Here is a 13,055-nt window from a genome sequence, read left to right as displayed (position 1 = left end):
AACTATGAATCTCAATGTGAATACCGCAATTAATCATATGAGGTTAAAAAAACTTTATAAAATATTAAATAAAATCAATCGTTATAGTGAAGACATGCGTCAATATTCAGATGAACAATTACAAGACAAAACCATAGACTTCAAACAGCAGCTGCAAGATGGTAACGCAACGTTGAATGATATTTTACCTGAAGCCTATGCTGTTGTCCGAGAAGCGTCACGTCGTGTATTAGGTATGTATCACAAAGACGTACAGGTACTAGGTGCAATAGTGATGCATCAAGGAAATATTTCAGAGATGCAGACAGGTGAAGGTAAAACATTAACTGCCACATTACCCTTGTACTTAAATGCGCTAACAGGTAAGTCTGTCTTTTTAATAACTACAAATGATTATTTAGCTAAACGTGACTACGAAGAAATGAAACCTTTATATGAATGGTTAGGTCTTACAACATCACTGGGATTTGTAGAGAATCCTCAAGGACCTATATCCAATCAAGAAAAGCAGACGCTATATCATCACGATATTATTTACACAACCAATGGTAATTTAGGTTTTGACTATCTTATCGATAACTTAGCTGATACAAAAGAAAGCAAGTTCTTACCTGAATTACACTATGCCCTCATTGATGAAGTGGATTCTATTATCTTAGATGCAGCACAAACACCACTCGTCATTTCTGGTGCACCAAGAGTACAATCTAATTTGTTTGAAATTGTAAAAGCCTTTGTAGCAACACTTAAAGAGGATCAAGATTTCAAAATGAAAAAGACAAAGCGTGAAATTTGGTTAACTGAACAAGGTATCGAAAAGGCCAATACATATTTTGATGTGCCTAATATTTATGATGCCCCCTACTTTGATTTAGTAAGGAATATTAATCTTGCATTACGTGCCACTTATTTATTTGATCTTAATTTAGATTACATTATTATGGACGGCGAAATCATGTTGATCGACCGTATCACAGGACGTATGTTACCAGGCACGAAAATGCAAGCCGGACTTAACCAAGCCTTAGAAGCTAAAGAGCATTTAGATATTTCAGATGATATGAGTGTCATGGCTACCATTACCTTCCAAAATCTCTTTATGCAATTTGAACGCTTTTCTGGAATGACGGCGACAGGTAAACTTGCGGAGAAAGAATTTTTCGACCTTTATTCAAAAATCGTTATTCAAATTCCAACGTCTAATCCTGTGATAAGACGAGATTTACCGGATAAAGTATTTGTGAATGATGACGATAAAAATGTCGCAATTTTAGATACAGTGATTGACTATCATCAAAAGCAACGTCCTGTATTATTAATTACTCGTACAGCTGAAGCAGCGGAATACTTTTCAAGTGAATTATTTAATAGACATATCCCGAACAACTTGCTGATTGCACAAAATGTTGCTCGTGAAGCCCAAATGATTGCAGAGGCAGGTCAATTGAATGCCGTTACTGTAGCCACAAGTATGGCTGGTAGAGGTACAGATATTAAACTGTCTAAAGAAGTTCACGACCTCGGTGGTCTAACAGTACTGATTAATGAACACATGGAAAATAGTCGTATCGATAGACAATTAAGAGGACGTGCTGGTCGTCAAGGTGACCCAGGTCAGTCTCAAATTTTTATTTCATTAGATGATTACTTAGTCCAACGTTGGAGTGATTCCAAGTTAAAAGACAATCCATCATTGATGAAACAAGATACAGCATACCTATCTGATAGCCCTACCTTTAATAATAAAATCAAACGTATTGTTAAAAAGGCACAACGTGTTTCTGAAGAAGAAGGCATGAAAGCACGTGAAACGGCAAATGAATTCGAGAAGAGTATTAGTACACAACGTCAATTAATCTATAGTGAACGTAACCGTATACTTAATAGTGAAAACTTAGATGACTTAGACTTTGAAAGTATTGCTCGTGATGTCTTTAATCATGACTTTAAGACTGACGGTAGTATGACGAGAGATCATATTGTTCGTTATATCTATAAAAATTTGAGCTTTAGTTTTGTGGATGCTAATTTTGAATTTAATCATCAAAATCACAATGAAAATATTGAGTTTTTAATAACACAATTTAAAGATCAACTGGCCACTAATAAACAGAAAATTAGTGACAACGAGTTATATCAACAATTTTTAAGAAAAGCAGTACTCAAAGCCATCGACACATCATGGATTGAGCAAGTAGACTATTTACAACAACTCAAAGCGAACGTCAATCAGCGTCAAAAAGGTCAACGGAATTCTATATTTGAATACCATAAAGTGGCGTTAGATTCATTTAATGATATGGAACATGACATTAAACATCGTATGATTCGAAACTTATGTTTAAGTATCATTGATGCACAACAAAATGGTGATTTAACCATTCATTTCCCTTAAAAGGAGGGCTATTTATGACAATTTATAACATCAACTTTGGCATTGGTTGGGCAAGTAGCGGCGTAGAATATGCACAAAGTTATCGCGCACAAATGCTACGACATTTAAAAGAAGATGCAAAGTTCATATTTTTAGACTTTATTGCGTCAGAAAATATACAAACCTTAACGGCTAACTTGGGGTTTCAAGACAACGAAGTCATTTGGTTATATCAATACTTTACAGATATCCCAATAGCACCAACTACATATACCATCGATCAGCTCAAACACGATGTCGGAAATACAGTGACACGGACTGAAGTCGATCAACAAGGCAAGGTACAACGTCTTTATTTAGACCATCAACCTCAAACATTTGTAACCTGTTATATGAAAAATGCCGACCAACCCTATGTTGACCGTGCTGAATTTGTCGTTAATGGTATGTTAATTCGCAAAGATTTCTATAGCTATGTTCGTGTCTTCTCTGAATATTACGCACCTTATGACAACTATGCCAAATTGTATATGCGTCAGTTCTACAATGAAAATGGCTCTATCGCCTATCAAGAAATCATAGATGGCGATGCGCATTCCTATGTATTTAACGACGCACGTTTTGATTGTAAAGAAGCCTTTGTTGCTTACTTTATTCAACAATTACATTTAACGCATAACGACATTGTCATATTAGATCGTGCCACTGATATCGGCCAAGCAGTTCTTCAAAATAAAGGCCAAAGTCATTTAGGTGTTGTGGTACATGCGGAACATTATAGTGACAATATCACAGATGGTACGCACATTTTATGGAACAATTATTATGAATATCAGTTCAATCACGCACCATATATTGATTTCTATATCGTGGCTACCGATTTACAAAATCAAATTCTGTCACAACAATTTGCGCAATATACAAAGTATCAACCACGTATTAGAACGATACCCGTGGGCAGTCTCGACCAATTAACAATGCCAAGTGTAGAAAGACAACCTTATTCTATCCTAACCGCTTCACGCTTAGCGTCTGAGAAACACGTCGATTGGATCGCACTTGCAGTTATTAAAGCCAAACAAGCCGTACCACAGCTATCATTTGATATTTACGGACACGGACCAGAAAAAGATAAAATTCAACAAATCATTAGTGACCATCATGCCGAAGACTACATTCACTTACAAGGTCACGTCAATCTTGATGAAATTTACACACAATATGAATTATTTGTATCAGCATCACAAAGTGAAGGCTTTGGCTTAACACTTATGGAAGCAGTAGGTTCTGGCTTAGGTATGATTGGTTTCAATGTGAACTATGGGAACCCCACTTTCATCTCAGATGGTCAAAACGGTTACTTATTAGATAAACCGACTAAGGAAGAATCTATCGAGGAGATTACAGATCGTATGGCTGATAAAATAGTTCGATACTTTAACAATGGACCTACATCTCCTCAACAAGTTTCATATGATATTGCTACACCATTTAAGACAATAGAAATGATTAACAAATGGCAGAATTTAGTCGACGAGGTGCTCTATGATTAATTTATTTGAATATTATAATCAACCGACTCAGTTATTACATCAAACACTTGAACAAGCAGATTATCATAACTTCACCATTTGTATTGAAGATGATGGTTTCTTACCAGATGAAGTGACGTCCCCTTATCAATTCTTTGCGGCTAATCTATTACATGATGACGATCAACCTAAATTCTTTAATGCTGTTGATGTCCCACCATTTTGGGAAATTAGTGGCGATGGACAATCAGCTCAAATTAAAGATATGGGACATATTAGAGGCGAAATACGTTACCGCCCGCATTATAAAACGCGCATAGTTAGTCATGTGCGTTGGTTCGACGATAAAAGTCGTTTACGTTCTGAAGATCATTATTCAAAACATGGCTTTAAATTTGCTGAAACGATTTATGACTTAGCTGGAAAAGCTATATTAAAGAAATATGTAACCCGAGAAGGTAAAGAAGTGATATATGAAAACTATGTCACAGGGGATTATGTATTAGACTGGCAAGGACAATCCTATTTCTTCCCTTCTAAAGTAGCGTTTATAACCTTCTATCTTCAACAAATTCAAGTGGATTTATCTGAGATCATTATTAATTCTTTATCAACACCATTTTTAGTCTTACATCATATGAATACGGAAGGTAAAGGCTTATTATTCTGGCAGGAAAGTAGTAACGGTCATGTCCCAGGAAATATGTTGTCATTACTAGATAGTACATTACAACGTCAATTCTCTGTGATGATACCTGATTACAGAGAATATCATACTGTGGTGGCACAACTTAATTCTGAACAAGCATCGCATGTTTATCAAGCCGGTTATCTGTATAACTTTGATAAATCAAATCAATATTCAAACCATGCACTCATCCTGACAAACTCAGATGAAATACTGCAACTTGAACATATTATAGTGGCGCACCCTAATATGCAATTCCATATCGCTGCATTAACTGAAATGTCGTCCAAACTCATGGCGTACGATCAACATCAACACGTACATTTATATCCAGCAGCAACTAAAGATATATTTGCGGAACTATACCAACGCTGTGATATTTACCTCGACATTAATCAAGGCAACGAAATTGAAAATGCAGTAGTACGTGCATTTCATCATCAACACGTTATCTTAGCGTGGGATGAGGTTGCACATCAGCGTCCATTTACTGCACCAGAAAACACATTTACATTAGAACAATTTAACCAGTTTAACCAAGTGTTACACGATATCACTACTAACCATCAACAGTTCGACTTACATCGTACTTACCAAGCTAGACACGCTAACCAACTTACAACTGATACATTCGTGAGTGTAATACAACAGGCACTGTATGAATAAACGCTTATTAAGAGACATTCACTTAATGATAAAAGTAAAATCTATTGTATTGACTTAAAATTCAAATATCCTAAAATCCCCCTACTAATAAAATAGTAAGGGGGCTTATGAAATATCATTTCAGAAAATTAACTTAGTTATGTTAATCTAAAAGTAACTAAGTTGAGGTGAATAAAATGAAAATTTCATGGATTTCTTGGTGGATAATGAGTATTCTAGAAATTATAACTTTCATCTTTTTCGCGTTTATGGTGTGGAATAGAAATGTAGATGCAGCTGGCGTAACACAAACAACCGAACTAAAGTTAGTTAATCTAGGTGTGTTAGGATTTGCTTTTTTAATTCCGTTTATAGTGCAAATAGCATGGTTACTCGCTAATATTGTAATTTCAAAAAAGCAAAAGAATCAAGCATTACATTAATATTTAGTTTTATACATTCAAAACAAAAAGCAATTTCTATCCACTTCGAATAGAAATTGCTTTTTTATATGAATAAGTATTTAAATTATTTTGATGAATGAGATTAAAACAGTGAAACTCCATTTATAATCTTTAATATTTATTTCATATACTCTGAGCGAACCACCATTTTTAAAATTATTGATGAACAAACTGCTAATATGATTGAAATCATTAAAGATAAATTAAAATGATAATCTATATAATATAATATCCCCCCTATAAATGAACCTAATCCTATTCCTAAATTTAATACTGAGATATCATAACTTAATATTTGACTCGGGTCTCCTCGTAAAAATTTAAGTAATGCATATTGAACTGTTGGATTTGTTCCCCAATGAAATAAATTCCATATAAATACACATAAAGTAAGAATTAAAACATTTCCACCGGCGAACCAAATGAATATAATAGCGATTGTGTATACCCCAATAATTATATTTCCAGCTATATTGTATCCTTTTTTCTCCGACAAACTATTACCTAATTTTGATCCTAGTACACCTGCAATACCTGAAAGGAATAAACATAAACTTACAATAAAGATACTATGACCGTTGCTTTTTACTAAAGGCTCGATATATGTAAACAATATACTATTAGAAACCATCATTAATAGTAAAAAAACAAGTATCAATATGATACCTTTATAATTAATTACTTTATATTCAGTATTATTAACACTTTGATCTTCGGTTTTATGAGGTATAAAATACAATACACCTAATAAACATAAAAAAGTTATAATTGCGATTAAATAAAATGGAAGTTTCCAATTATACTGAGAAGCTATTAGCGTACCTAATGGTATACCTAATATGTTTGCAGCACTAAATCCAACATATATATTAGCAATTACAGAAGCTTTATATTCTTCTGGAACAATGTTGGCACCTGTTGCCATTAACTTTACTGTTATTAATGAAGCGACACCTGCTAATACAATTCTAACTAAACACAACAAAATGTAATTTCTAATTATCGTAGTCATTAAAGTTAACAGAATAAAAATAATCAAACCATACACTAAGATGTTTTTATCATTTATATTTTTTGTGAGTTTCGTTAAGATAGGACTTAATATCGAAAAAGCAATAGCATATAAAGTGACCAATTGACCTATCAAAGCTTTACTTACATGAAATTCCTTACTCATTTCACCTAACATACCAACGACTATCAAATCTGATACACCTACGATAAACATTGTTAAAAATCCAATAATTGTTATTCTTTTACTGATGGCCATATACTATTCCTCAAAATCTAGTTGGTGAACATTTGTAATAATGAATGTAGGATTTTCACGTTTTAATTCTTCAACATCATGGCTTCCCCAAGTTACAGCACAAGAATCTATATTAGCATTATTAGCCATTTTTATATCGAAAACTGCATCACCTATATATATCGTTTGATTACGATGCAAGTTATATTTATTTAATATATATAATATTCCATCGGGGGAAGGTTTATAGTTTTCAACCTTATCCGAACCTATAACTTCTAAAAAGAAATGTTCAACTTTCAATTTTTTTAGATTTCGTTTTAATACATCTGTTTTTTTACTAGATACTACAAACAACTTATATTTTTCATGGAGCTCTGCGAGTTGTTCTGTCATTCCGTCAAAAATATTCAAATATAATGTTTCTGTTTCTTTATAATATCTTCTAAATAACTCCATTAATTGATTCAATTCATTTTCAGTTAAACTTTTTTCACTCATTAAATCAAAGGATTTTTCTATAGGTATCCCCTATAAAATAAGATAATTTAGCTGGTAAAAATTTTCCTGAACCAATAACAGGTCCTAAACCAGAATGTACTGGACAACCATCATATTTCTCTGCTAATTTTCTAACATTTTTTTGTGCTTTAGCTTTAGTTTTCATATTGTAATTAAAATATTCATCTGATTTACTAAGAGTTTGCATTGCTAATGTTATAAAAGCACCTAAATTTCTTGATTTTCTGTGTCTATAACTATTAGAACTAAAATTAATAAACCACAATTCATTTTTAAAGCGATACGCATAACCATCGTCTAAAGGATTATTATCAATATTATCCTTTTTATATCCATACTTATTTTTCATTGATGAAAGAAGTTGCCAAACCATAAACTGCTTTGCATGTATACTCATATTGCCAATTGGTTCAAAATATACTAACAATCCAGAAATGCCCCTATCTTTTTTAGGCATCTTTTTTAATTCATTTAAATAAAGATCTATATCTTTAGATAATTCTTCAGGACTATATGGATAATTTAATGCAGAATAAAAGTGAACTTCCTTTTTATGTCCTTGTACGCCAAATACACATGGAAATCCTTTCGATTCTATAACTTCTTTAGATTGTTTAATTTCTCGATTCAACCACTCGCAACGATTTTCTATTCTTCCAATGCGGCTTTGAGAAACGAACATTTAAACACTCCTTTAAAATATTGTTCGTCTATATTGTAACTAAAAACCTGGAATTTTCAAATAATCTCTTATACTTTTTTAATATAATTATAATTTCTATTGAAATCACAGTATTAGCCAAAAAATCAGTTAGATAAAAAAAGACTCCCGTTACATGAAGTTAACAGGAGTCAAATTATAGTTTCTATGATCATATATTTATTCTTTTATATACCAATCTACATTATGTTTTTTACATACCATTATCAATCTCAACCTCATCATTCAAAAAATACGTTTGGATATTGGATGATACCTGAAGCATGATTTAAAGCACTATCTTTTAATTCAATTGCCATCAATAACTCATCTGGTACTTCAAAAGGCGCTTGTATGCCCCAATGAGATGCTTTTTTGAAACCAAATTTCGGATAATATGCTTCGTGCCCCATAACGATGACTGATTCAAAATCAAGGATCTCTGCAATGGTTAAAGCTTGTTGTATTAATTTTTGACCTACACCTTTATTTTGATATTCGGGTAAAACAGAAATAGGTGCTAATGCTAAAGATTCTACTTTCTTATCCTCAGTATCAATCAAAATTTTAGATAATAATATATGTCCTATGATTTTATCTTCATTTACAGCGACTAATGATAAATCTGGAACAAATGCCTCTGACTTTCGTAATTTCGCAACCAATGTGTGCTCACTTTGATCACTATATGATTCATTCTCAAAAGCCTTTTTCACTACTTCTTCAGTTTGCAGGTAATCTTCTTTTTGCTCTTGTCTGATGATGAATTTCATCCTATTCACCCCTCATCATAGTTAGTGCGCTGATATGTTACACAATTACTGTCATGACTGCCTCTATATTTTACAGCTAGTGTCGATTAAATCAACTGGTTATGATTAATTTGACTTAGCTCGGAAATAATTTTTCTACTATCTGAATTTAACTTTTTCACATAGACGGTATTATGATTGGCTTCGAATTTCTGTACGATAGTATCAATCGCATTCACTGCTGAATCATCCCATAAATGTGCATGGTTGAAGTCTAATTCAATGACTGAATGGTCCACATTAAAGTCAATTTGGTTCATCATGGAATCAATAGATACAAAGAAAATTTGGCCTTCAAAGTATACATGTAACGTCTCATCAAACGTCTCTGTTGTCACATTCACGTTAGAAATCTTAGTCGCGAAGAAGAGTGCACTAAATACTACACCTACGATAACACCAATGGCTAGATTATGTGTCATCAATACAATAATAACTGTTAGAATCATCACAAAGGCATCCGTTTTTGGAGCATTTTTAATATATTTAAAGGAATGCCAGTCTACTGTTCCAATAGATACCATGACCATAATTCCCGCTAAAATAGGCATTGGAATTTGCACTACTAAATCCCCTAATACAATAATCATAAATATGAGTACTACACCTGCAGTTAATGTCGATAATCGACTTGTCGCACCTGATTTCACATTAATGACAGATTGTCCGATCATCGCACAACCACCCATACCACCGAAGAATCCTGTAATGATATTTGCGATACCTTGTCCACGAGATTCCTTATTTTTACTACTATAAGTATTTGTAAATTCGTCTACAATTTTAGCAGTGAGTAAGCTTTCTACTAACCCTACAATCGCCATTGAAACTGAAAATGGTAAGATGATTTGTAATGTCTCCAGTGTGTAAGGTACTTGTGGAATAATGAAATGAGGCAATGCCTGTTTAATCGTACCTAAATCACCAACAGTATGCACATTGGCACCTGTAAACATATATAATGCTGTTAATAAAATAATCGCAATTAATGGTGCAGGAATTGCTTTAAAGAATCTAGGTACAATATATACGATTAATAAAGTAATAATGACATAAATGTAAGTCGCAATGGATATATTAAAAATATGCTCAATTTGAGATAGAAAGATCATAATACCTAATGCATTAACGAAACCAATCATTACGGATTGTGGAATGAACTTCATCAGTCTTCCTACTTTTAAAATACCTAAGACAAGTTGAATCAATCCCATTAAAATCGTCGCTGCAAATAAATATTCCACGCCATGTTCCTTCACGAGTGGTGTCACAACAAGTGCAACAGCACCTGTAGCACCTGAAATCATTGCCGGTCGTCCACCAACAATCGCTGTCACTGTCGCTATGATAAACGCCGCATATAAACCAATCATCGGGTCCACCCCCGCTATGATTGAAAAGGCAATCGCTTCTGGAATTAAAGCAAGTGCCACTACAATACCTGCTAGTATATTTTTCATTGGTTGATTAAACCACTGAACTTTCCAATTATCTACCATGACATCCGCTCCTTTTCATACTATTTAAATTCAATATTGATAAAACGCATATTACGCCCCTGACGTATGTAACATATGCATATACTTGCACTTTGCATACATATGCCATCACCACTTTTTCCGCAATAAAATAGAGCGAGTAAGAAACCATTGTGTCATTCAACTTGGTTTCATCACTCGCCCATGAAGGTGGCTATCTTATCATCTCATTAGTATTGTTATTTATTGACTATCCTACGTGCCACTCACTATATGACATATATCAATTGAATCGCGTTTTATTTGTCGAATTGAAACCTTACGCATTATAACATCAAGCACGCTTCAATGGCAAAATTCATTTTGATACTTGTCATCGACTTTTAATATACATCACGTCACATGAATCATGACTTTAGTTCTTCTTGATACGTCTGTCCAAATAATTGATAATGTACAAATTCAGTAACATCGGCTGAACTGACTAATATTAATATCGTATCATTACCGCCAACTGTTCCTAATACCTCATTTAAATTAAGCTGATCGATATAAAAGTTCACACTTTGCGCAAATCCTGGCGATGTTTTAACAATAAGGTAGTGATCTTTAATTGTGACCTTTTCGATCTCATCATTGTAAAAGGCTATGAGTTTCGTTTTCGCTTCGCTTTGAGCATTATCATTAAACTTTCGGTAACATCGATCATTATTGGCGGTAGGCATTTTATATATTTTAAGTTCATTTAAATCTCTACTAATCGTTGCCACACTATATTTGATACCAAAATGTTTATCAAGATAGTCCACAATTTCGGCTTTTGAACGTATGTCATTATCTTTCACAATTGTCGATATTAAATCCAATCGTTTACTTTTTCTCATATTTATTTACTCCTTTATCTGCATATTTCACAAAATACAGACAAACTTCATCACAAATACCATATCAAATTTCCTTCATACAATATGTGAAGTATTTCTCATTTATAACAATTTTTATAAAAAGTTTTATATTGATGTATAAAAATCTTCTTAAAATATAGATAGATTTAACATTTATAGTTAATTAATCATGCATGACTATCCATACATTCAATCGAATAAAAAATCATATTATATTAATTATTTATTATCGTATTAACTTAATATACATGTAATTATAGGTTTTATGCGTTTATATTGCATAATCTATCATCAAATTGCATTGAATAAATATTTTATATGAGATATTCGACATTATTATTGTGAAAAGATTCTCAATCTCTATGTTGAAAGCGCTTTATACTCTAGATGTATTAAATCAAAGGAGGAAATAACAATGGAAAAAGGACCTATCCACGTAAACAGTGAAATCGGCAAATTAAAAACGGTATTACTTAAACGACCAGGTAAAGAATTAGAAAATTTAGTACCTGATCATCTAAGTGGATTGCTATTTGACGATATTCCTTATTTGAAAGTTGCTCAAGAAGAGCATGACCATTTCGCGCAAGTACTTAGAGATGAAGGTGTCGAAGTTATTATTTAGAACACCTAGCTGCAGAAGCCATTGCAGATGCCTCAGTTCGCGAACAATTTATCGATGACATTTTAAAAGAATCTCAAAAGACTGTCCTCGGTCATGAAAAAGAAATTAAAGAGCTATTCGCGACATTAAATGATCAAGAACTGGTAGAAAAAATTATGGCTGGTGTACGTAAAGAAGAAATTCAATTAGAAACGAATCACCTCGTAGAATATATGGATGACCGCTATCCATTCTATCTCGATCCAATACCAAACCTTTACTTCACTAGAGATCCTCAAGCATCTGTAGGTAGAGGAATGACTATCAACCGTATGTATTGGCGTGCCCGTCGTCGTGAATCAATCTTCATGACATATATTTTGAAATATCACCCAAGATTCAAAAACGACGATGTACCAGTTTGGTTAGATCGAAATTCACCATTCAATATTGAGGGTGGCGATGAATTAATTCTATCTAAAGATGTACTTGCCGTTGGTATTTCTGAACGTACCTCTGCACAAGCTATCGAACGCTTAGCAAGACAAATTTTATTCGATGATCAATCTACATTTACTAAAGTACTTGCCATCGAAATTCCAAACAGCCGTACATTTATGCATTTAGATACAGTATTTACAATGATTGACTACGACAAATTTACAATGCATGCTGCGATTTTCAAAGAAGAAGATAACATGAACATCTTCACCATTGAAAAAGATGAACAAGGTCAAGACATTAAAATTACGCACTCAAACAAATTAAAAGAAACATTAGAAGATGCGCTTAACATCGACAATATCGAATTTATCCCAACAGGTAATGGTGACGTTATCGATGGTGCCCGTGAACAATGGAATGACGGTTCTAACACATTGACTATCCGTCCAGGGGTTGTCGTAACTTACGACCGAAACTATGTATCTAACCAATTATTACGTGATAAAGGCATTAAAGTTATTGAAATTACAGGTAGTGAATTAGTCCGTGGTCGTGGGGGCCCAAGATGTATGAGCCAACCATTATATAGAGAAGATATTTAATTCAGTACACACATGTACTTTACTAATACATTTTAA

9 protein-coding genes and 2 pseudogenes are annotated in these 13,055 nt (G+C 33.3%); 5 read left to right on the top strand and 6 right to left on the bottom strand.

The genetic code is table 11. From position 1 onward, the window contains the following. Nucleotides 1–4: 4 nt before the first annotated feature. The 4 genes from secA2 (at nt 5) to JX000_RS00360 (ending at nt 5,682) form a co-directional block, all read left to right on the top strand. Nucleotides 5–2,395, top strand: a complete 2,391-nt coding sequence (secA2, locus tag JX000_RS00375) for an accessory Sec system translocase SecA2 (protein ID WP_145506290.1) — start codon at nt 5–7, stop codon at nt 2,393–2,395. Nucleotides 2,396–2,409: 14 nt separating this feature from the next. Next, nucleotides 2,410–3,927 carry an accessory Sec system glycosyltransferase GtfA gene (gene gtfA / locus JX000_RS00370; RefSeq protein ID WP_145506287.1) on the top strand — a complete coding sequence of 506 codons (1,518 nt, stop codon included), beginning with the start codon at nt 2,410–2,412 and terminating at the stop codon, nt 3,925–3,927. Next, nucleotides 3,920–5,260 (top strand): accessory Sec system glycosylation chaperone GtfB, encoded by a 1,341-nt coding sequence (gene gtfB, locus JX000_RS00365; protein WP_145506283.1) that lies wholly within the window; start codon nt 3,920–3,922, stop codon nt 5,258–5,260. The genes gtfA and gtfB overlap by 8 nt, the downstream gene beginning before the upstream one ends. A gap of 176 nt (nt 5,261–5,436) precedes the next feature. Further along, nucleotides 5,437–5,682 (top strand): DUF3923 family protein, encoded by a 246-nt coding sequence (locus JX000_RS00360; protein WP_145506280.1) that lies wholly within the window; start codon nt 5,437–5,439, stop codon nt 5,680–5,682. A gap of 139 nt (nt 5,683–5,821) precedes the next feature. Here JX000_RS00360 and JX000_RS00355 read toward each other — a convergent pair whose 3' ends face one another. The 6 genes and pseudogenes from JX000_RS00355 to JX000_RS00330 all read right to left on the bottom strand — a co-directional run bounded on the left by JX000_RS00355 (nt 5,822) and on the right by JX000_RS00330 (nt 11,348). Next, nucleotides 5,822–6,973 (bottom strand): MFS transporter, encoded by a 1,152-nt coding sequence (locus JX000_RS00355; protein WP_206140750.1) that lies wholly within the window; start codon nt 6,971–6,973, stop codon nt 5,822–5,824. A 3-nt stretch (nt 6,974–6,976) separates the two neighbouring features. Further along, a pseudogene (locus JX000_RS00350) lies at nt 6,977–7,483 on the bottom strand (HAD family hydrolase); the annotation flags it as partial. After that, nucleotides 7,458–8,156: a YqcI/YcgG family protein gene (locus JX000_RS00345; RefSeq protein ID WP_241004990.1), complete on the bottom strand. Its 699-nt coding sequence runs from the start codon at nt 8,154–8,156 to the stop codon at nt 7,458–7,460. The gene JX000_RS00345 and the pseudogene JX000_RS00350, both read right to left, overlap by 26 nt. Nucleotides 8,157–8,416: 260 nt before the next feature. Next, complete coding sequence (locus tag JX000_RS00340; RefSeq protein ID WP_124228014.1) at nt 8,417–8,947, bottom strand: GNAT family N-acetyltransferase; 531 nt, start codon at nt 8,945–8,947, stop codon at nt 8,417–8,419. A gap of 86 nt (nt 8,948–9,033) precedes the next feature. Then, nucleotides 9,034–10,485, bottom strand: a complete 1,452-nt coding sequence (locus JX000_RS00335; protein ID WP_075777778.1) for a SulP family inorganic anion transporter — start codon at nt 10,483–10,485, stop codon at nt 9,034–9,036. A 386-nt stretch (nt 10,486–10,871) separates the two neighbouring features. Beyond that, nucleotides 10,872–11,348 (bottom strand): arginine repressor, encoded by a 477-nt coding sequence (locus JX000_RS00330; protein WP_050969492.1) that lies wholly within the window; start codon nt 11,346–11,348, stop codon nt 10,872–10,874. A 436-nt stretch (nt 11,349–11,784) separates the two neighbouring features. Between JX000_RS00330 and arcA the strand changes: the two are divergent. Then, nucleotides 11,785–13,019, top strand: a pseudogene (gene arcA, locus JX000_RS00325) (arginine deiminase). Nucleotides 13,020–13,055: the final 36 nt, after the last annotated feature.

Origin of the sequence: Staphylococcus sp. SB1-57, from assembly GCF_017086425.1 — a bacterium.
Lineage (GTDB): Bacteria > Bacillota > Bacilli > Staphylococcales > Staphylococcaceae > Staphylococcus > Staphylococcus warneri_A.
The sequence above is the reverse complement of the archived record's forward strand: the minus strand, read 5'-3'. Positions and strand labels throughout refer to the sequence as shown.